19 protein-coding genes are annotated in these 19506 nt (G+C 59.1%); 14 read left to right on the forward strand and 5 right to left on the reverse strand.

The window, feature by feature from the left end:
• The first annotated feature begins 19 nt into the window (after positions 1-19).
• Genes DD236_RS08845 through DD236_RS08855 form a run of 3 tightly spaced genes read left to right on the forward strand, consistent with a single transcriptional unit; the run spans position 20 to position 2597 of the window.
• Positions 20-964: a metal ABC transporter substrate-binding protein gene (locus DD236_RS08845; protein WP_341476533.1), complete on the forward strand. Its 945-nt coding sequence runs from the start codon at positions 20-22 to the stop codon at positions 962-964.
• Positions 961-1704 (forward strand): metal ABC transporter ATP-binding protein, encoded by a 744-nt coding sequence (locus DD236_RS08850; protein ID WP_109093997.1) that lies wholly within the window; start codon positions 961-963, stop codon positions 1702-1704. Before DD236_RS08845 ends, DD236_RS08850 begins: the two co-directional genes overlap by 4 nt.
• Positions 1701-2597 carry a metal ABC transporter permease gene (locus DD236_RS08855; protein WP_109093998.1) on the forward strand — a complete coding sequence of 299 codons (897 nt, stop codon included), beginning with the start codon at positions 1701-1703 and terminating at the stop codon, positions 2595-2597. Before DD236_RS08850 ends, DD236_RS08855 begins: the two co-directional genes overlap by 4 nt.
• Here DD236_RS08855 and DD236_RS08860 read toward each other — a convergent pair.
• Complete coding sequence (locus DD236_RS08860; RefSeq protein WP_423716463.1) at positions 2594-3307, reverse strand: metal-dependent transcriptional regulator; 714 nt, start codon at positions 3305-3307, stop codon at positions 2594-2596. The two genes, DD236_RS08855 and DD236_RS08860, sit on opposite strands and share 4 nt — an antisense overlap.
• Positions 3308-3384: 77 nt before the next feature.
• Between DD236_RS08860 and DD236_RS08865 the strand changes: the two genes are divergently transcribed.
• From DD236_RS08865 to DD236_RS08875, 3 genes are all read left to right on the forward strand, one after another.
• Positions 3385-3858 (forward strand): (deoxy)nucleoside triphosphate pyrophosphohydrolase, encoded by a 474-nt coding sequence (locus DD236_RS08865; protein ID WP_243410183.1) that lies wholly within the window; start codon positions 3385-3387, stop codon positions 3856-3858.
• A gap of 200 nt (positions 3859-4058) precedes the next feature.
• Positions 4059-4952, forward strand: a complete 894-nt coding sequence (locus tag DD236_RS08870; protein WP_109094000.1) for a prolipoprotein diacylglyceryl transferase — start codon at positions 4059-4061, stop codon at positions 4950-4952.
• A 104-nt stretch (positions 4953-5056) separates the two neighbouring features.
• Positions 5057-5875 (forward strand): YwiC-like family protein, encoded by an 819-nt coding sequence (locus DD236_RS08875; RefSeq protein ID WP_109094001.1) that lies wholly within the window; start codon positions 5057-5059, stop codon positions 5873-5875.
• A 12-nt stretch (positions 5876-5887) separates the two neighbouring features.
• On the opposite strand, the gene DD236_RS08880 is transcribed toward DD236_RS08875, so the two are convergent.
• The 4 genes from DD236_RS08880 to DD236_RS08895 all read right to left on the reverse strand — a co-directional run bounded on the left by DD236_RS08880 (position 5888) and on the right by DD236_RS08895 (position 11012).
• Positions 5888-6970 (reverse strand): histidinol-phosphate transaminase, encoded by a 1083-nt coding sequence (locus DD236_RS08880; RefSeq protein ID WP_109094002.1) that lies wholly within the window; start codon positions 6968-6970, stop codon positions 5888-5890.
• Between the two features lie 144 nt (positions 6971-7114).
• Complete coding sequence (locus tag DD236_RS08885; protein ID WP_109094003.1) at positions 7115-8635, reverse strand: UDP-glucose--hexose-1-phosphate uridylyltransferase; 1521 nt, start codon at positions 8633-8635, stop codon at positions 7115-7117.
• Between the two features lie 3 nt (positions 8636-8638).
• Positions 8639-9631, reverse strand: a complete 993-nt coding sequence (galE, locus tag DD236_RS08890) for a UDP-glucose 4-epimerase GalE (RefSeq protein WP_109094004.1) — start codon at positions 9629-9631, stop codon at positions 8639-8641.
• Positions 9632-9653: 22 nt separating this feature from the next.
• On the reverse strand, positions 9654-11012 hold the full coding sequence (locus tag DD236_RS08895; protein ID WP_109094005.1) for a galactokinase: 1359 nt from the start codon (positions 11010-11012) through the stop codon (positions 9654-9656).
• Between the two features lie 238 nt (positions 11013-11250).
• Here DD236_RS08895 and DD236_RS08900 point away from each other — a divergent pair, with 238 nt between their 5' ends.
• The 8 genes from DD236_RS08900 to DD236_RS08935 all read left to right on the forward strand — a co-directional run bounded on the left by DD236_RS08900 (position 11251) and on the right by DD236_RS08935 (position 19489).
• Positions 11251-12963 (forward strand): sodium:solute symporter family protein, encoded by a 1713-nt coding sequence (locus DD236_RS08900; RefSeq protein ID WP_207785765.1) that lies wholly within the window; start codon positions 11251-11253, stop codon positions 12961-12963.
• Between the two features lie 9 nt (positions 12964-12972).
• On the forward strand, positions 12973-13233 hold the full coding sequence (locus DD236_RS08905; protein WP_109094006.1) for a hypothetical protein: 261 nt from the start codon (positions 12973-12975) through the stop codon (positions 13231-13233).
• Between the two features lie 148 nt (positions 13234-13381).
• Entirely contained in the window at positions 13382-14266 is an 885-nt protein-coding gene (locus DD236_RS08910) for an aldose-1-epimerase (protein WP_109094007.1), read from the forward strand.
• A 43-nt stretch (positions 14267-14309) separates the two neighbouring features.
• The gene (locus DD236_RS08915) at positions 14310-14690 is read left to right on the forward strand and encodes a phage holin family protein (protein ID WP_109094008.1); all 381 of its coding nucleotides are present in this window, start codon (positions 14310-14312) and stop codon (positions 14688-14690) included.
• A gap of 7 nt (positions 14691-14697) precedes the next feature.
• Positions 14698-15555 carry a fructosamine kinase family protein gene (locus DD236_RS08920; protein WP_243410191.1) on the forward strand — a complete coding sequence of 286 codons (858 nt, stop codon included), beginning with the start codon at positions 14698-14700 and terminating at the stop codon, positions 15553-15555.
• A gap of 86 nt (positions 15556-15641) precedes the next feature.
• Complete coding sequence (gene purB / locus DD236_RS08925; protein ID WP_109094009.1) at positions 15642-17069, forward strand: adenylosuccinate lyase; 1428 nt, start codon at positions 15642-15644, stop codon at positions 17067-17069.
• Positions 17070-17239: 170 nt separating this feature from the next.
• Positions 17240-18031: a DedA family protein gene (locus tag DD236_RS08930; protein WP_109094010.1), complete on the forward strand. Its 792-nt coding sequence runs from the start codon at positions 17240-17242 to the stop codon at positions 18029-18031.
• Positions 18032-18073: 42 nt separating this feature from the next.
• Positions 18074-19489: a hypothetical protein gene (locus tag DD236_RS08935; RefSeq protein ID WP_109094011.1), complete on the forward strand. Its 1416-nt coding sequence runs from the start codon at positions 18074-18076 to the stop codon at positions 19487-19489.
• Positions 19490-19506: the final 17 nt, after the last annotated feature.

The raw sequence follows: 19506 nt of genomic DNA on the forward strand, positions 1-19506 counted from the left end.
GCCAAACAAGGAGATGATGATGACTCACAGGTCAATTCGAAGGGCCCTCACCGCGGCCTTGGTAGCAGCATCCGCTACCGTCTTGTCCGCATGCGGCGCGTCGCAGGACGCGAGCCACGCAGACGATGGCCAAGCTGGTGAGGATTTCGTTGTCCTCACCACTTTCACGGTTCTGTCTGACATAGCTCAGAACGTTGCTGGAGATCACCTTCAAATCGAATCGATTACGAAACCAGGTGCGGAGATTCATGGGTATGAGCCAACGCCATCGGATATCCGCAAAGCTGAGGACGCAGATCTTATCCTTGACAACGGTTTAGGCCTCGAACTGTGGTTTGAGCAGTTTGTTAACGATGTGGACGTCCCTCACCGAGTGGTGTCGGAGAATGTAGAAGTCATCGATATCACCGAAGATGCCTACGCGGGCCTACCAAATCCCCACGCGTGGATGAGCCCTCTCAACGTTCAGATCTACGTGGACAATATGGTCGATGCATTCTCTGACCTAGATCCAGAGCACGCCGCCAATTTCGAGAAGAATGGCGAGGCGTACAAGAGCCAGCTCCAAGAGATACAAGACGAACTCATAGCTGAGCTCTCAACCCTTCCAGAGAGCCAGCAAGCACTCGTCACCTGCGAGGGAGCATTCTCGTATCTAGCCCGCGACGCTGGACTTACTGAGAAGTACATCTGGGCGGTGAACGCCGAACAGCAGGCCACCCCAGGGCAGATCTCCTCAGCAATAGAGTTTGTCAATGACAATGACATCCCGGCTGTCTTCTGCGAATCAACCGTTTCCGGTAAGCCTATGCAGCAGGTGGTATCTGCCACCGATGCCGAATTCGGCGGCACTCTGTACGTTGACTCGCTTTCAGAGGCAGACGGTCCCGTCCCCACGTATTTGGATCTTCTCCAGTACGATGCAGACACGATTGTTGAAGCACTCACGGGCAAAGAATCATGATAAATACGGCAATCGCAGTTGAAGATATTACGGTGCGCTACGGAGACGTGTGCGCCCTTGAGTCCGCCTCATTTAAGCTCGGGCGGGGCCGCGTATGCGGCCTAGTCGGAATGAACGGCTCGGGAAAGTCCACCCTTTTCAAGACGATCATGGGAATGATCCACCCCGAGTCTGGGACTGTCACCATCAACGGGGGCTCTCCAACGGCAGCGCGCAAGGCAGGTTCGATCGGCTACGTTCCCCAGAGCGAGGACGTGGACTGGACGTTTCCTATTTCCGTACGCGACGTCGTGATGATGGGACGCTACGGGCATATGGGCATTACCAGACGGCCGCACGCCCGAGACCACGAGGCAGTAGAGCACGCGCTAGACCGTGTTGAACTCACTGAGTACGCGGATCGTCAGATCGGCCAACTCTCCGGAGGCCAACGCAAACGGGCATTCGTTGCCCGCGGCATTGCCCAGCAAGCAGACATCATGTTGCTCGATGAACCGTTTGCCGGAGTGGATAAGCGCACGGAGGCAACCATTACCCGGCTCCTGCGTGAATTGGCTGGTGAAGGGCGCACGATCTTTGTCTCCACTCACGATCTGCACGCCCTGCCTCAACTAGCGGACGAAGCCATTCTCCTCATGCGCCACGTCCTATTTCACGGGCCGCCCGAGGAAGTGTTGGTGCCCGAACGCCTCGCGCTTGCTTTCGGAATTGACGTCATGAATCGGGAGTCAGCAAATTGAGTATCACTAGCTTCCTATTCGATCCCTTTACCTACGATTTCATGACGCGCGCGCTCCTCACCGCGCTGATCTCATCGGTGGTGTGCGCTCTACTCTCGTGCTGGCTCGTGCTTATTGGTTGGTCACTCATGGGTGATGCCGTATCGCACGCGGTTCTCCCCGGCGTGGTAATTGCCTACATCGTTGGCGCACCATTCGCACTCGGTGCCGTTATCTTCGGATTTCTGGCGGTTGGACTCATCGGCGTTGTGCGAGATACGAGCCGGGTCAAAGAGGACGCCGCCATGGGCATCGTGTTCACCACACTGTTCTCCTTGGGATTAGTCCTCATATCGATCACGCCTTCACAGACGGACCTCCAGCACATCATTTTTGGCAACCTTCTGGGCGTCTCCAGAGCGGACCTCCTACAGATAGCAATTCTGGGAGCAATTGTTCTTGGCGTCATTCTGATCAAGCGCAGGGACTTCACGCTCTACGCATTTGACCCAATCCACGCACACGCGATCGGGTTGAGCCCCCGCATATTGGGAGCCACACTCCTCGGGCTCCTCGCACTCACTGCGGTAATCGCCCTTCAAACTGTTGGCGTGATCCTCATCGTGGCCATGTTGATCATCCCAGGTGCAACCGCGTATCTACTAACTAACAAATTCAGCCACATGCTCATCATCGTGCCATCGATAGCCGTGGTATGTGCGCTCATTGGCCTCTACATGAGCTACTACCTAGACACGGCATCGGGCGCCATGATTGTGCTCTCACAAGGGCTTGTCTTCACCCTCGCCTACCTGTTCAGCCCCAGCCACGGCATCGTGGCAAATCGGAGAGCCCTTGCCCGGCGAAACCGCAGCGGCGCCCCCACAGTAGAAGCGACTGCAACTACGCCCTAAGAATCCGCCCGCGATACGAAGAGCGCAGCCATCGCCGTAGCTCCCACCATGGTGGAGTGGGCGGCGCCAGTGCCTTCGCCGGCCTCAGCAGGCCCGACTACAGTCACCTCAACGGATTCGGCGTATGGCGGCCCGGCTGCTACGGTTACCTCGCATCCCACCCGGATTCCCTCATTAGTGAAGAACTGGAGTAGCTCGGGATCCGCATCGGAGATACGTTCCACGGTCACAGTGCTACCCGCATCCTCACGGTTCAACGGTGCCGCCTCCACATCAAACAAGGTGCCATCGGCTAGAGGAATAGGGTCGCCGTGCGGGTCGCGTGAAGGATGGCCAAGCACATGATCGATCTGTTCGATCATGAAGTCAGAAACTGCATGCTCCAGTACTTCCGCCTCATCATCCACCTGATCCCATCGATAACCGAGCACCTCCACTAGGAATGTCTCGATCAGGCGGTGGCGCCGCACCATAGACACCGCGTACGCACGCCCGTCCTCCGTCAAGGTCACGGCCCCATACGGAGCGTGCCCCAAGAGCCCCCGTTCGGTCAGCTTGCGGATACCGTCCGAAACGGTCGAAGGCTTCAGCCCCGTCTTCTCAGCGATCAGCGAGGTTGTCACAGGCGCATCCGTCCACTCTGACAAGCTCCACACGCTCCGCAGGTAGTTCTGAGCGCTGACCGAAAGATCCGAAACCGCCACAAACATTCCTCACCTAGACACCGTGCTAACCGCCCCAGCCTAACCGAATCGGACACACGGAGGCTCGTCCGCTAGAGTCACACATGCGCATAGAGAACGGAGAAACCATGGCCGTATTTGTTGTTGGGGCAGCGATCGTCGATTCACTCACTAACCCAACACAGCTCCTCGCCGCCCAGCGCTCGTATCCCGATGCGCTCGCGGGCCAATGGGAGTTCCCTGGCGGCAAGGTGGAACCCGGAGAAGTGCCCGAGGAGGCGCTCCACCGCGAAATCCGCGAAGAGTTGGGCGCAGCACTGATTCTGGGACCTCGCATCCTCGCCCCAGCTACAGGGCTAGCGTCAATCACAACTTCAGCCGGCACATCCGGGGATTGGTCAATCCCCGTTGGCCGTATGCGCGTATGGCTGGCCGAAATCTCCCCGGAATCACCGGCACCCTCCGCCCGGTCGAGCCACCGCGAGCTACGTTGGGTGCCACGCGATTCCATCGCCGCACTCCCGTGGCTTACCGGAGACCTTCAGATAATTCCCAAATTACTCGCCCGGTTTTCCTAAGAATCTCCGCGAGCCCCGAAAAACGTTGGTTTCGTAACGGCTGCGAATTCCGTCGTCGGCAAAAACCCCCGATCGGGTAAAACTACCGCAAGTAACAATTCGGTTGCGTTTGCGCAAGATGTGTTCCACCCAATATGTTGGTTGCACGCACTTCCGCTAGCGTAGCGAGGTCCAACTAGTAGAAAACGGAAGAAGGCTTGATGTCCACGCCCAATGGTGAGCAGCCTTTTAATGGTGAATGGCCGCAACAACAGAGTAACGGCGCCGGCGCCTCTCAAGACAACGCCACACCATCCCGCTCTGCGCTGTACTTCCTCATCTTCGCGGGCGTAGTGCTTATCATCAGCCTCTCGGTGATCTTCTACCTCAAGGTCTTCCGGACAACCGCTGGTGCCGCGAACATCGAACAGCCGGAGCCAACCGCCACCTCTCAGGCCGCCACCACGGATTCGGACCCAACAGAAGAGGCTAGCGCCGATCCGGCGGAGGATGCTCGCCAGACGGTCAGCGATCTGGCAAGCTCGCCGGCATGCGATTCCGCGTCCGGAGCCGCACAATCGATCGTGACGCTTGCCAATGCGTCCGATTCTGCCGATGACGAGGCACTCATAGAGGATGCTCTCACTGCACTGAGCAAGGAATGCGGGGCCGAGTACACGGTTGACATCCGTAATGCGTTCGGTGACGCTGACGTTCCAGAATCGCTGGCCACACTTGTTTCATCCAATGATTGGGTCACACTAGCCAAGCCCGCGCCCGATGACGCCTCGGATGTCACCGAGTTCACCTCTCCCGCAGAAAACGTCCGGTGCGTTTTTGGGGATGAAGACGTTGCCTGCTCCATCTACGTTTACGACTATCCCTCTCCCGACGGGTGTGAAGGAAAAACTGCCACGTATCGGGTGAACGAAAGCGGCGATGTTGACGCGAGCTGCAAGGAAGAACTCAATGCCAACAACATCATCGATTACGGCACCCCGGTGAGCCACAACGGTTTCGCGTGCACCATCGAACAATATGAGGGAACCACCTGCTGGAACGAGCTGACAGGCAACGGTTTCCAGCTCAAGCGGGCGTCCGATCGGACTTTCTAGAGTGCTACGCGGCTGACACTGCACCCCGGTAGCCGTTCGAACGCGCGCAGCAATTAGGACTTAGCGACGCCCACCAGACTGGCCCGGGGGTATAGGGTGGGTCTATGCCCACTTCTTCCCACGAAGTAGCCGCGAATACGCGGCCTCGAAAGAAGCGTCGTAAGCGACAGCCCGGCTGGGTGCCGAATTATCACGGCGCATGGGCGATGATCACAATCCCTCCCATCGTGGGAATCATTGAGGGCGGGTTCCGGCCCGCGCATGCCGCGCTCCTCGCGTTCTGGTGGATCGGATATTTCCTATTCTTTGCCGGGACCCTATGGCTGAAATCCGGGTTCAAGGCGCGGTATCGGCCCCCTGTCTTCCTGTACGGCGTGGCGGCCGGGGTGCTAGGCATTGTCACGGCCGCTGCCGCGCCGTACCTGTGGCAATGGGTACCGGCCTTTATCCCCTTGGTCCTTGCCGCCGGGTGGGCCGCCTACCGGCGCAGGGAACGCAACCTCGGTTCGGGACTAGACACGGTTATTGCGGCCTGCCTGCTTCTGCCGGTCTCGTGGGACGTGGCCACAGACGGGGCAGCCGGCTGGAGCGCCACCCCTGCGATCTGGATCCAGACAGCTCTCCTCTTCGGCTACTTCGCCGGCACTGTCTTCTACGTGAAAACCAATATCCGCGAGCGCCGATCTAACGGCTTCCTCGCGGCTTCGATCATCTGGCACGGAGCGTGGTGCGTTGGCATCTCCGCGCTGGCGGGCCTCACCAGCTATGTGAGTTGGTGGCACGTGGCCGTTTGGGCATTCCTCGTGATTCGCGCGGTGCTGGTGCCACTGGCGCGGCGTACGGGCGGCGGCTTAACCGTCACGCAGATCGGCTTCCTAGAGGTTGCAACGTCGATTCTGGTAACGATCACTCTCCTACTCTAGGAGATACCCCGCCTAATCCTCGCGCAACTGCTCGCGGAACATGTCAAGCGCCCGCATGAGGCGGACGGAGCCTTCGCGCTCGGCAATCGTCACGCGCACTCCCTCGTTTCCGAACCGGCGCACAGTGATACCCGCTTCGGCGCACAGCTCTTCGAAGCGCTTGCTCAGATCCCCGAACTCGAACCACAAGAAGTTCGATTGACTCACGGGCACGTTCCAGCCCTGAGCGGCCAGAGCGGAGGCAACCCGATCGCGCTCCCCCAACAGGGAATCCACCTGTTGGTTGACCAGCTGCTGTGAGCCCAGCGCCGCCTGAGCCGCCACCTGAGCCAGAGCGTTTACGCCGAAGGGAGTCGCGATAGCGCGCAACCCCGCCGCCATGTCCGCATGGGCGAGCGCGTACCCGCATCTCATCCCAGCCATCCCATATGCCTTGGAGAACGTACGCAGCACAATGAGGTTCCGGTGCTGGCGCAGCAGTGCGAGCGAATCCACCCGGTCCGGCATATCTACGAAGTTAATGTAGGCCTCGTCCAGCAACACCGGAATCTCCACCGGCACTTCGCTGAGGAACGCCGCCAACTCCGTATGTGTGATCGCCACCCCGGTCGGGTTGTTCGGTGAGCAGACCAAGATCGCGCGCGTTCGCGGAGTGATCGCCTTGAGCATGCCCCGCAGGTCATGAGCACCCTCGCGTGTGAGCGGCACCTGCACTCCGATGCCACCGGCGGCTTGGATCGCAATCGGGTACGCCTCGAAGGACCGCCACGGGAGCACAACCTCGCCTTCAGGGTCCACGACCGCCTGCAGGAACTTCTCTATGAGCGCGGTGGAGCCATTGCCCACCACGATCCCGGCGTCCGGCCACTCGTGGAAAGCGGCCAGATCAGCCACCAGATCGGTAGCGAACATGTCCGGGTACCGGTTCAGGTTGCCAGCTGCACCCGCGATCGCCGCCTCCACCTGCGGGAGCGTTGGGAACGGAGTCTCGTTCGATGCCAGCTTGATAATGCTAGGGTCACTCGGCTTCTTCCCGGGAACGTACGAGGGGAGAGCGAGCACTTCGGGACGGAACCACATCTGCGAGTTTTCCATGTCTCTAGTTTGCCGCTTTTAGCCCTTTGAGGGAACTTGGGGCAGGTTTTGACAGCAACGGGCAATCAACACCGAGAATTGACGCAGACCCGGGGTTTAAACTCGGGACTTGACGCAGACCCAGGGTACTGGCGTACTGGGGCACTAATGAACCGACTCGATGAACCTGAGGAACGCGGCCTGCCCCTCCTCATCACGGCCATACACACCCGCATGCTCGAGCACTTGGGCGAACACCTTGCCGGTCTCCTCAGCCACGATGGCATCCGCGTTCTCGGGTGTTACCCGATCGGCGAAGCCCTCTGCCCAGTCCGCGTGGGCCTCGGTGAGTGGATCGGCCCGCAGGTCTTCGCCAGCGCCAAGGTGGGCACCCACTGCGGCCAGCTCCTCCTTGAGGCGCGCGGGCAGCACGGCCAGTCCCATCACCTCAATAAGCCCGATGTTCTCCTTCTTGATGTGATGGAGTTCGGCGTGTGGATGGTATACGCCCATCGGATGTTCTTCGGTGGTGATGTTGTTGCGCAGCACTAGGTCCAGCTCGAAGGCGTCCCCGCGGCGGCGTGCGATGGGCGTAATCGTATTGTGGGGTTCGCCGTCGGTTTCGGCAAAGATGAAGGCGTCCTCATCCGTGTACCCGCGCCATGCACCCAAGATACGATCAGCCAGCTCCACGAGCCGCTCCGGATCTTCGCTGGACAACCGGATCACGGCCATCGGCCACTTGACGATCCCGGCGCTCACGTCCGCAAAGCCAGCGAACTCCACGGCCCGCTCAACTTGAGCGCGCTCCATGGCGAACTCGAAGTGCCCGCCCTGGAAGTGATCGTGCGCCAGAATGGACCCGCCCACGATCGGTAGATCGGCGTTGGACCCGACGAAGTAATGCGGGAACTGCCCCACGAAGTCCAATAGTTTGGCAAAGCACGCCCGATCGATCTTCATTGGTGTGTGCTCTTGGTTAAACACGATGCAGTGCTCGTTGTAATACACATAAGGCGAATACTGCAGGTACCACGGGGAATCGTTGATTGTCACGGGAACAACGCGATGGTTCTGGCGCGCCGGGTGATTAACGCGCCCGGCATAGCCCTCGTTCTCCACGCACAGCAGGCACTGCGGGTAGCCGCTGGCCGGCAGGTTCCGGGCTGCCGCGATGGCCTTGGGGTCCTTCTCCGGCTTGGACAGGTTGACAGTGACGTCCAACGTGCCGTAATCGGTTTCCGCCTGCCACCGCATGTCCTTGACCATGCGCTCGCGGCGCATGTAGTTCGTGTCCTGAGCCAGCTGATAATACCAATCGGTAGCCGCCAGTGGATCAGAGGCAGCCAGCTCAACGAACTTGGCCCGGACCTCCCGAGGGGCCGGAGTAAGCCGTCCCATCAGCGCCGTATCAAACAGATCCCGGTACACGATCGAATCATGTTCCAACACCCCACGCTCATGAGCATCGTCCATCAGGGCGTCAAGGATGGAGGAGAGGTGTCCGGGGGCGCGAACGTCGTCGTTATTCTCAAAACACTCAACGCTCCGCCCACCAACGTGAGAATCCAACTTCAGGACGTCAAGGACGGAATTGAGCGCCCACACGCGATCCTCGGGCGCAATAAGATCGCACGCCATCGCGTAATCCACCAGCTGGTCAACAAGTTTGTTTGCATCCGCCATGGCCTATGCCTCCTCGTAGCCGTGGGGATGGCCCTCGTGCCACTTCCAAGCCGAGGCGACGATGGAATGGACATCGTCGAAGCGGGGCTTCCACCCAAGTGTGTCCTTAGCCTTGGAGGCCGAGGCGATCAGCTGGGCCGGGTCCCCCGCCCTCCGCGGTGCGATCTCCACGGGAATGGGATCGCCAGTGACCGCGCGGGCCACCTCCACCATCTCGTTCACGGAGAATCCGGTGCCAGAACCGAGGTTAAAGACGTTGCTTTCGCCGCCATCGATAAGGTAATCAAGCGCGAGCATATGCGCCTCCGCCAGGTCCGTCACATGAATGTAGTCGCGGATGCAGGTACCGTCCGGGGTGGGGTAATCGTCCCCGAACACCGTGATGGATTCGCGCTGGCCATTGGGTACTTGGAGGATGAGCGGGATGAGGTGGGTTTCGGGCCCGTGAGCCTCGCCGATCAGCCCTGATTCGTGGGCACCGGCCGCGTTGAAGTAGCGCAAGGCTACAGACCGCAGCCCGTGTGCGCGGCCCACCCACGCCATCATCTTCTCCATGGTGAGCTTGGTTTCGCCGTAGCAATTCGTGGGCTCGGTGCGATCGGATTCCATAATAGGGACACTGTCCGGTTCGCCGTACGTGGCGGCCGTGGAGGAGAAGACGAGGTTGTTCACGCCGTGGTTCACCATTGCCTTGAGCAGTGAGATGGTCCCACCCACGTTATTGTCGTAATACTTCAGAGGGTCCACCATCGATTCGCCCACCTGCGAGGAGGCGGCGAAGTGGATCACGCCCTCGATCTCCTCCTGATCAAACACCTGAGAAAGCGCCCCGGTATCGCGGATATCCACCTGGTAGAACCGGGCGTTCGGGTGAACCGCCTGCGCGAATCCAGTCTGCAGGTTGTCCACCACCACAACGTCGCGTCCCACTTCTAAGAGCGAGTAAACAGTATGCGAGCCGATGTAGCCGGCCCCACCTAGTACAAGAATGGCCATTACGTTCCTTTCAGCGTTTCCTTCAGCCAGCGATAACGGCGCCGCCGATGGGCCGGATGCGCAAGATATGGCACGCGTCTGGTCCGATCGCTTGATCTACTTCTTTCTTGAATTCTCCCGCAAAGTCCGCGGGCACGTACGCCTGAACCGTCCCGGCGAAGCCACCGCCGTGGACCCGGACTGCTCCCCGCCCGTCCAGTACGTGTTTCGCCACTGATTGGGTGACAACGACGGCCTGCTCCAACGGCTGCCCCACCGAATACAGGTTCTGGAGCTGTGTCTGAGACGAAATGCCGGATTCCTTCACCAGTTGAAGAAAATCTCCGAAACGGCCCTCTTCGATTGCCGCGGCTTGTTGCGCCACTCGCGCGTGATCCTCGAAGAAGTGCATGGCGCGAAGGACGGCGCGATCGCTTGTTGTGGCTCGGAGCTCTGGAATACGGGTCCAGAATTCTGCGGGGTCAACTTCCCGGAGGACGTCCTTGCCGAAGAAGGCGGCGATAGATTTCATCTCCGTGCGAATCGCGGTGTAATCATCGGTAAGGTCCGCGTGATCCGCACCCGAATCGATGATGCACAGGGCGTACCCGGTCTTTTCCATATCGAACGGGATCGGGTGGATCACTGGCTTGGCTGGATCCTTGAAGTCCAGATGGGCAACGCCCCCAAGTGCCGATCCCATCTGGTCCATGAGACCCGAGGGCTTACCGAAGAACGTGTTTTCGGCGAACTGGCCGATTTGGGCAATTTCGGCGGCGGTGAGATCGTCCGCGCAGGCAATGTGATTGAGAATAACGCCTATAAGGACCTCGTATGCGGCGGAGGAGGATAGGCCCGAGCCGCCTGGGACGGCCGAATAGACAACGGCGTTGAAGCCCACCGGAGAATATCCGCGCTGAGCCATCGCGGCGGCCATACCGCGCACGAGGGCTTGCGAGGTCCCTTCCTCCTCGGGCTTGGGGTCCAGTTCGTCTAGGTTCACCACGATTTCCGGGTAGCCTTCGGAGATGACGCATGCCGTATGCGTACCATTCGGGGCCGCGCAGGCCACCATGTCCAGCGTGACAGATCCGGCTAGAACCGCCCCCTGCTGATGATCTGTGTGGTTTCCACCCATTTCAGTGCGGCCGGGAGCCGTGTAAAGAGATACGTCCGTGCTATTCGCATCCTCACCGAACGCCTTTCCATACCAATCCAACAGGCTGCCAAGGCGTGTTCGTGCAGCGGCTATTTCACCGGGATCTGAACCGTAGATCTCTCCGAGACGCTCATCGTATGTGTTATCCGTTAACTGGTCCTTCAGTTGCGTCAGCTCCACGTGGGTACCTGCCTCGTTGCAATCGGCTGCTTTGTTCAAATCTAACACAAAGCGTGAGGGCATGGCACCCGTCTAGACGGCTAAATGGGGGACACCTCCAAATGGTGACGTAATCATCTGGAAATTGTAATCACTTTACTTCCATCATTAAAGAAAGGGGTCTTTTCCTGCTAGCTGAGTGTTCTCGATTTTGTACCAGACACACGTCACGAAGAGCCTAGGGCTTAGGCCCCAGAAACCGAGCTTGTTCCGCGCAATAGCCTGAGCCTGTTTTACAACACGGCTCAACGTAGGAGCGCGAATGTTAATATCCACCATACCGATGGCCCCGGCGGCAGGCGATGACACCCTGCTCAACGCCATGTGGCTCGATTACATACCGATCGTCATCTATTTTTCGTTCGTCATTGGCGTTGGTTTCATCATGAAACACAAGGCGAAGAACTCAGACGATTTCTTGACCGGCGGCCGATCAATTCCCGCCTGGGTTACGGGCATTGCCTTCGTATCCGCCAACCTCGGCGCGATCGAGATCATGGGTATGTCCGCAAACGGCGCCCAGTACGGCATGCCAACATTCCACTATTTCTGGGTGGGAGCCGTTCCGGCCATGCTGTTCCTCGGTATCGTGATGATGCCGTTCTATTACGGCTCGAAGGTACGCTCAGTGCCCGAGTTCATGTACAAACGGTACGGCCAGACCGCCCACCTCATTAACTCGCTCAGCTTCGCATTGGCCCAGCTTCTTATTGCTGGCATCAACCTCTTCCTTCTTGGAAAGATCATTAACTGGTTGCTTGGCTGGCCACTGTGGGTGGCTTTGGTTGTGGCAGCCGTGATCGTGTTTACCTATATTGCGCTGGGAGGACTTTCGGCCGCGATCTACAACGAGGTCCTTCAGTTCTTCGTGATTATCGCAGCTCTGCTCCCCCTTACTCTGATCGGCCTGCATCGTGTTGGAGGCTGGTCCTCGCTGAAGGATCAGATCACGTCCATGGCGATGGACGCTGGGACGGATCCCGGTGCACAACTTAATTCTTGGCCGGGCACGGAGCTTTCAGGATTCAATTCGCCAGTGCTTTCAGTAATCGGAATTGTGTTCGGACTCGGCTTCGTGCTCTCGTTTGGATACTGGACAACGAACTTCGTGGAAGTTCAGAGGGCGATGGCGTCTGATTCGATTTCCGCGGCGCAGAAGACTCCGATCATTGGAACCTTCGTCAAGATGCTGGTTCCCTTCATCGTGATTATCCCTGGCATGATTTCCGGAGTTCTGGTGACCGAGGTTGTGAATGCGAAATCAACCGGCGCCGCCTTCGAATACAACGATGCGATCCTCCTGCTTATGCGAGATGTACTGCCCAACGGCCTGCTGGGAGTGGCCATCACCGGACTCCTTGCCTCATTCATGGCAGGCATGGCCGCGAACATTTCCGCGTTCAACACGGTGTTCACCGTGGATCTGTACGAACGCTACTTGAAGCCAAATGAGTCAGATAAGAAGTACCTCCAAATAGGCAGGAACTCCACCTTCGCCGCCTCGGTGATCGCTATCTTCACTGCTCTGATCGCCTCGCAGTACGAGAACCTGATGGATTACCTCCAGCAGTTGTTCTCCATGTTCAATGCGCCGCTGTTCGCCACGTTCATCATTGGTATGTTCTGGAAGAAAGCCACGGCCGCTGGTGGTTGGACTGGCCTCGCGGCCGGAACACTCGGCGCCCTCACGATCAATCTGTTGCAATGGACCGGAGTCATGAACCTACCGGGTCAGGGTGGAGCGTTCGTTGCCGCTGGCGTTGCGTTCGTTGTGGACGTCGTAGTGACAGTTCTCGTTTCACTTCGGACCCCTGCCAAGACATCCGCCGAGCTCCGTGGATTCGTCTATTCAGAAACTCCCAAGGAGTACCGCACGGATCCTCATCTGCACGAGCTCCCGCTCTTGCGTAGGCCGGTCCCTCTGGCGATCATCGCTGGTATCGCAGTCATTACCCTCAACGTTATCTTCCACTAGGAGGAATTCATGGCACCTCAATCTGAAAACGCACCGCGAATCAAATCGGAGTACACCGATATTCGCTTCATCATCGCAGCCGCGATCGGATCTATTAGCATATTCCTCCTCATCTGTGCGGCCTTTGTGGCCGGCCCCGAGGAAATGGCGAAGACCGGGGGGATCAACGGTAACCTGTGGTCCGGACTAGGGCTACTTGCGATCTCTCTCATCATGGGAATCTGGTGGTGGCTCAAGCCCGAAGGTGGAGCCAGCCCAACCGGAGAGTAAGTTTTTAACGACGACGGCGCCCCCGCCCTCTCTCCCGTGCATTGCGCGGGTTGCTGATGGCGGGGGCGCCCTTGCCTAGCCTTCAACAAACCCTCACCAAGATAACGAACGCAAAGTAGGCTAGAACTAAGCAAGGAAAGGGATAGCCATGTCTAATCTCGCATCAGGAAGAAACGTGATTCTACGAGCCGGAGACTACGAGGCGCGGGCTGTCGCCGTGGGTGCGGGGCTGGCGGAGCTGACATACAAGGGCTCCGGACTAGTGACTACCTACGGCAACGATGAGTTCGCTCCGGAGTTCATGGGAAAGATTCTGGTCCCGTGGCCGAATCGCATCGAGGCCGGGCAGTTCACCCGCGATGACGTGGATTATCAACTACCCATCAATGATCTGGAGCATAACGCTGCACTCCACGGATTCATGGCCTGGGTGGATTGGCAGGTTGCCGAAATAAGCGATACCGAGGTGACTTTTAAGGCCCTCCTGCCACCACGTCCCGGATATCCATGGACTCTCCGCTCCACTGTGCACTACGGACTCGATTCGCGGCGCGGCCTCACGGTGACTGTGCAGACCACGAACATCGGGCACGATGCGGCTCCCTACGGAGTGGCGGCCCATCCCTATTTTGCTCTGGACGGCGAGCTGGTTGATAACTATGAGCTGGAGATCCCTGCCAGAACGGCTACTGTGATGAACGAAAATCTCATTCCAATAGGCGCTCAGGAGGCTGAGGGTAACGTTCACATCTCCGGGCTGATCGGAGAGGCACAGCTAGATGATGCGTACACCGATCTGCCCGAGGGCACATGGCAGGTAACGGTTCGTAACCCTTCTACCGGGCATGGCGCGATTCTCAGCTCGGATGCTCGATGGCTTCAGGTGTATTCGGGCGATGAGCTCGGGCGGACCGGGGTTGCGGTAGAACCCATGAGTTGCGGGCCCAACGCATTTAACTCCGGGGACGGACTGACAGTTTTGGCGCCGGGGGCGAGCCACCGCTTTAGCTACGCCATCAAAGGAATCGCTTAACGTGGGCATAGGCTCCTCTCAGGTTTCTCGTTAGGCTGGGAGCATGAAGCTACTTGTTCGCTCCCTTGTCAACGCATTAGGCCTCTGGGCGTGCGTGGAGCTCCTCCGCGGTATCACACTCATTGGTTCAAGCGACTATGTGTGGCTGTATTACCTGCTCGCGGGCGTGATTCTGGCCGTTGTCAACGTGCTGGTGCGGCCTATCGTCATGATCTTCTCGATTCCTTTCTACGTACTCACTCTCGGCCTGTTCTTCATCGTGGTGAACGCCTTGATGCTTGGACTTACCTCGTGGATCACCGGATTCTTCAACGTGGGGATACACGTTGATGGCTTCATGTGGGCGTTGATCGGCGGGATCGTTGTGGGCATCATCAACGTGGTGGCTGATCTGTTCTTGCCACTGAAATATCAACGAAACTGAGGGCACCTTGAGTTCCGAAACGTTCACCAAACACGGCAATACACGAGAGATCTCCGCCGAAGCGGCGGGGCTGGCGGAATTGGGTAGTGCTGCGAGGGCTGGGGGCGCCCCGGTAGTGAAGCTACTCAAAACGGGAACAGACTCGCTGCAAACTGCTCAACTCGAAACGGCTCGGCCCAGCGCTAGCGCCGCTGAGGACTTCGGGCGGCGTCTGGCACACACGCACGCCTTTAGCGAGAGCGGGTCCCGAGTATTCGGTCAGGCTCCGGCCGGCTTGGACGCGAACACTGGGGCGATGGGCAAAGCCCCTCTACCGCTGGTAGCACCCGGATCTCCCCCGCGCCCGTGGGGACAGTTCTACGCCGACGATCGAATCCTCCCCTACCTCCAAACGGCCCGTGAGAACGGCGCCATCAACGCTGACGGCGCACGCACTATTGAGCGCGTATGCGAACGCCTGAAAGACGGAGACTTTGACGCCCATCAACCGGCGCTGGTAGAGACGGACGCCGCGCTGCTACACGGCGATTTGTGGTCCGGAAACATCCTGTGGGCCACGCCCGAATCGGCAGCCGAAGCAGCAGAAGGCACCACGGATCACGTGAATCCGCACGATTCCATTGGCGTCCTGATCGATCCGGCCTGCCAAGGTGGGCACGCCGAATCAGACCTCGCCCAGCTCACCGTGTTTAACGCCCCGTTCACCGATCGGATCTATGCCGCCTATAACGAAGCGTCACCGCTTGCTGACGGCTGGCAGGACCGGGTTGGACTGCATACACTTCACATTCTCATCATTCACGCTGCACTCTTCGGCGGCGGCTACGGCCGCGAGACCGTGGATGTGGCGAGAATGTATGGATAGGGACAGAATACGTCGTCGTCGTAAAAAATCCGCCCACAGTGCGTACGGGACGCCGCGAACCACGTGGGGCGTGAAACAATGGCGGCATGAAAGCACTCGCAGATGTAGAACCCGCGATCGCACTTGGACCCCTAGACGGCCGTTACCGCGGGGTCACCGCGCCGCTGGTTGACTATCTTTCGGAGGCCGCGCTGAACCGGGCGCGCATCTACGTGGAGGTGGAATGGCTGATCCATCTCACCACGAACCATGTGCTGCCCGGCGCCCCGGAACTCACCACCGCCGAGGTTGCCTATCTCCGCGACATTCCTGAGAGCTTCGGGGCCGCCGAAATCGCCGAGATGGCGGAGATCGAGGCGGAAACGCGGCACGACGTCAAGGCCGTGGAGTACTTCCTCAAGCGGCGCTTGGATGCCGCCGCCCGTGAACTCGGCGCCGATACTGGGCTCATCCATATGCACGAGATCGTGCATATCTTCTGTACTAGCGAGGACATCAATAACCTCTCCTATGCCGTGGTGATCAAGGGTGCGATCGAGAATGTGTGGCTACCGGCCGCGACCGCGCTCGCGGACCAGCTAGCGGGGATCGCGCGGGAGAACGCAGACTTGCCCATGCTTTCGCGAACCCACGGGCAGACGGCATCGCCCACTACACTGGGCAAAGAAATGGCCGTTTTCGCCTCGCGCCTGCAGCGGCAGCTTCGCCGGATTCGCGGGACCGAGTACTTGGGAAAGATCAACGGCGCCACGGGAACGTTCGGGGCGCATGCGGTGGCCGTGCCAGAGGCCGATTGGGCGGCGGTTTCGCGCTCATTCGTGGAAGGGCTTGGCCTCACGTGGAATCCGCTCACCACTCAAATCGAGCCGCACGATTGGCAGGCGGACCTGTACGCCGATGTGGCGCATTTCAACCGGATCGCACACAACATCGCCACCGACTTTTGGACGTATATCTCGCTCGATTACTTCCATCAGAATCTCGCCGCTCAAGGGAGCACCGGATCCTCCACCATGCCCCACAAGGTGAACCCCATCCGCTTCGAGAACGCCGAGGCGAACTTGGAGGTATCTTCGGCGCTGCTTGAATCCTTGGCGTCCACACTTGTGACGTCGCGGCTTCAGCGCGATCTCACTGATTCCACCACCCAGCGCAACATCGGGGTGGGACTCGGGCATTCACTTTTGGCGATCGACAATCTCCGGCGTGGCATCGGCGGCGTTGATCCCAATCCGGCCGTTCTGGCACGCGACCTCGATAACGCGTGGGAAGTTCTGGGCGAACCCATCCAACAGGCCATGCGCGCCGCCGAAATCAACGGGGCAACCGGGATGGGCAATCCGTACGAGCGCCTCAAGGAGCTCACGCGGGGGCGGCAGGTTACCGAAAAAGACATGCGAGCTTTCATCAAAGAGCTCGGGATTCCGGCCGATGTGGAGGCGCGGCTGCTCAAGTTGACTCCCGGCGGATACGTTGGGTTGGCTGGGCAGCTGGTCTCGTATCTACAAGGCTGAGTTTTTCTGGAAGGCTGAGTTTTCCCGGGATTTGACGCAATCCCGAGGTCTGATCTCAAGGCTCGAGAAGATCACATTCGCTTCACAGTCTCCTCTCATATGCCGCTGTCAGACTCTTCGTGTTCACAAGGCACGAGGAGACCGCTCTGTTCACAACACTTATAACCAGCATGTCCCCCGCCGCGGTATCAGCGGCTTCCACAGCCTCTACGGCTTCAACAACTGGAGACGTAGGCGGTATCGCGGGATGGGCAATCTCCGTGATTGACGCGCTTGGAGGATTTGGCGCGGGCGCCCTCATCGCGCTAGAGAACCTATTCCCTCCCCTGCCTTCAGAGGTGATCCTGCCGCTGACCGGATTCTCTGCGGGTGCCGGGGCGGGGTTCACTCTCATGGGGGCGATCTTGTGGTGCACCGCCGGATCACTTGTAGGCGCTTGGCTCCTCTACGGGTTGGGAGCCATACTTGGCCGCGAGCGCACACGAAAGATCCTGAACAGCCTGCCGCTCGTAAATCCTCAGGACACGGTTCGTACCGAGGCATTCTTCGATAAGTACGGCTCATGGACCGTATTCTTGGGGAGAATGATCCCCATCTTCCGCTCGCTGATTTCCCTGCCCGCTGGTGTGACACGCATGAACCTCGCAAAGTTCACCGTCCTCACCGCCACCGGATCGGCTATTTGGAACACCGTTCTTATCAGCGCCGGATACGCATTGGGTGCGAACTGGGCAGTGGTGGAGGAATACGTTGGTGTGCTAACGAAGATCGTTGTTGCGATCCTAATCTTCGTGCTCGCGGCATGGATTGTGTTGCGGCTCAGAAAGAATGCGCATCGCGATCCGGTCAACCACCGGATAGAAATTGGCGCGGAACCCCGTAACACCAATCACTCGGAAGATACCTACTATGGCCCCAATCTTGCCGATGCGGGTTCAGCGCCCGGAGAGCGCCCCGAGTAAATCTCGTATTAAGGTAGTTGCTAGATACCTGAAGGGAATTGTGTGAGCACTACCTATCAACTTGCCATCTCGGTTAACCAAGCCGATTCCTACCTGAACACGGGTCTTGATCTGGTGACCGGGTTCGCCATCGATGCCGCTGCCGCCGCGGGAATCACAGACGTTGCCGATCTGATCGCGGTTCAGTGTTGCGATCCGCGCGCCTTCTCCGCGGATCGCCCAATAGACATTCTTCAACTCCCGGCCGGCCCGTTCGTCCAAGTGCGCAAGGCCGTTGGCCCGCTTAGCCCGGATGCGTTCATGGGCGGGATCGTTGAGAATCCCCCCTTCACCGGGTTTGGCACCACCGCCGGCGGCGGCGTCACTACCGACCTCCTGTGGATCGAACCCACACGCCTGACGGCCGGCGCCCATCTCTGGCGTTTCTTCCCCGGGACAAGTGAACCAGAGCTCCTTGGCGTATACCACGGAATCGCGTGGGGCTGGGAAACGGTGAAAACGGGCAAGTTCACGGCCTGCATTCCCTCCCAGTTCATCGGCCCGATCGTCACGCGTGAGTGGGGTGCACTCCCTGCTGAGGTGGAGCTTGACGAGCAGAGCGGAGAACCCGTTGCCCTCACCATGGTGGCGCCATCGGCCCCCACGGCGGAAGAGGGATTCCAAGAACTCCCCACCGGCCTATGGGGCAAGAGGATTGCATATCACACGGACCTCAACATCTACGAGCATCAGGACGTGGGCCGCTACAAGCACGCCCCCGTCCGAATCATCCGGGCGGTCCGCGATGAATCTGGCAAGATTCTGGCGCACGCCATGAGCATGATCCTTGATACCCCGTTTGCCGCCGCTCTCGGGTTTAAGAGGATCGCGCAGGGCAGCAACGCTATCTTGATTCCCTTTGATGAGATTGATGAAAAGGCCAGCCGCGAGGCCCGTCCCAAGACGTGGGATGTATCGCAGCGCCCGGCCGCCACTCTGAAGGCGGCCCGCGAGCGCAACAACACTGATCCTCAAGCCCTCGTTGCGGACATCCTCGCGATGCTCACGAACGTTGCTCCCAGCGGTTGGGAGTCCCTCCGCCTCCACATCCAGATCGTGGGCCAGATGGCTCATTTCGCCGCGATGGCAACGGTTCCCGGAGAAAACGGAGAAAACGGCGAGGATACCGGGCAGGCAGTCACCCTCAAACTGCTACCCACATCGGTGCTCCACTATATGAGCCAGATCAAGAAGATCTCTTATGAGGAAGAGGTGGGAGCGCCCTACGTGTTTACGCTGGAATTCAAGCCGGACGGGCAGGCGAATCTGGCCGCGAATAGGGATATGGAGCCGCGTTGGGCCAAACAGGTTCCGGCGAACGTATGGCGGGAAGATCTCAAAGCGTTCCCGCGTACTGACGCACACATCCCGGAGTGGTTAAATAGGCGGCTAGAGGATCGGCAGGATTCACAGAACTAGGCAACATTCGAGGGAGG

Source organism: Ancrocorticia populi, from assembly GCF_003123745.1.
Classification (GTDB): domain Bacteria; phylum Actinomycetota; class Actinomycetes; order Actinomycetales; family Actinomycetaceae; genus Ancrocorticia; species Ancrocorticia populi.

Excerpts from the sequence above, each read along its gene's own strand:
- DD236_RS08845 (WP_341476533.1), top strand. The coding sequence starts at position 20 with ATGACTCACAGGTCAATTCGAAGGGCCCTCACCGCGGCCTTGGTAGCA.
- DD236_RS08850 (WP_109093997.1), top strand. The coding sequence starts at position 961 with ATGATAAATACGGCAATCGCAGTTGAAGATATTACGGTGCGCTACGGA.
- DD236_RS08860 (WP_423716463.1), bottom strand. The coding sequence starts at position 3,307 with ATGTTTGTGGCGGTTTCGGATCTTTCGGTCAGCGCTCAGAACTACCTG.
- DD236_RS08865 (WP_243410183.1), top strand. The coding sequence starts at position 3,385 with ATGCGCATAGAGAACGGAGAAACCATGGCCGTATTTGTTGTTGGGGCA.
- DD236_RS08870 (WP_109094000.1), top strand. The coding sequence starts at position 4,059 with ATGTCCACGCCCAATGGTGAGCAGCCTTTTAATGGTGAATGGCCGCAA.
- DD236_RS08875 (WP_109094001.1), top strand. The coding sequence starts at position 5,057 with ATGCCCACTTCTTCCCACGAAGTAGCCGCGAATACGCGGCCTCGAAAG.
- DD236_RS08880 (WP_109094002.1), bottom strand. The coding sequence starts at position 6,970 with ATGGAAAACTCGCAGATGTGGTTCCGTCCCGAAGTGCTCGCTCTCCCC.
- DD236_RS08885 (WP_109094003.1), bottom strand. The coding sequence starts at position 8,635 with ATGGCGGATGCAAACAAACTTGTTGACCAGCTGGTGGATTACGCGATG.
- galE (WP_109094004.1), bottom strand. The coding sequence starts at position 9,631 with ATGGCCATTCTTGTACTAGGTGGGGCCGGCTACATCGGCTCGCATACT.
- DD236_RS08895 (WP_109094005.1), bottom strand. The coding sequence starts at position 11,012 with ATGCCCTCACGCTTTGTGTTAGATTTGAACAAAGCAGCCGATTGCAAC.
- DD236_RS08900 (WP_207785765.1), top strand. The coding sequence starts at position 11,251 with ATGTTAATATCCACCATACCGATGGCCCCGGCGGCAGGCGATGACACC.
- DD236_RS08905 (WP_109094006.1), top strand. The coding sequence starts at position 12,973 with ATGGCACCTCAATCTGAAAACGCACCGCGAATCAAATCGGAGTACACC.
- DD236_RS08910 (WP_109094007.1), top strand. The coding sequence starts at position 13,382 with ATGTCTAATCTCGCATCAGGAAGAAACGTGATTCTACGAGCCGGAGAC.
- DD236_RS08915 (WP_109094008.1), top strand. The coding sequence starts at position 14,310 with ATGAAGCTACTTGTTCGCTCCCTTGTCAACGCATTAGGCCTCTGGGCG.
- purB (WP_109094009.1), top strand. The coding sequence starts at position 15,642 with ATGAAAGCACTCGCAGATGTAGAACCCGCGATCGCACTTGGACCCCTA.
- DD236_RS08930 (WP_109094010.1), top strand. The coding sequence starts at position 17,240 with ATGTCCCCCGCCGCGGTATCAGCGGCTTCCACAGCCTCTACGGCTTCA.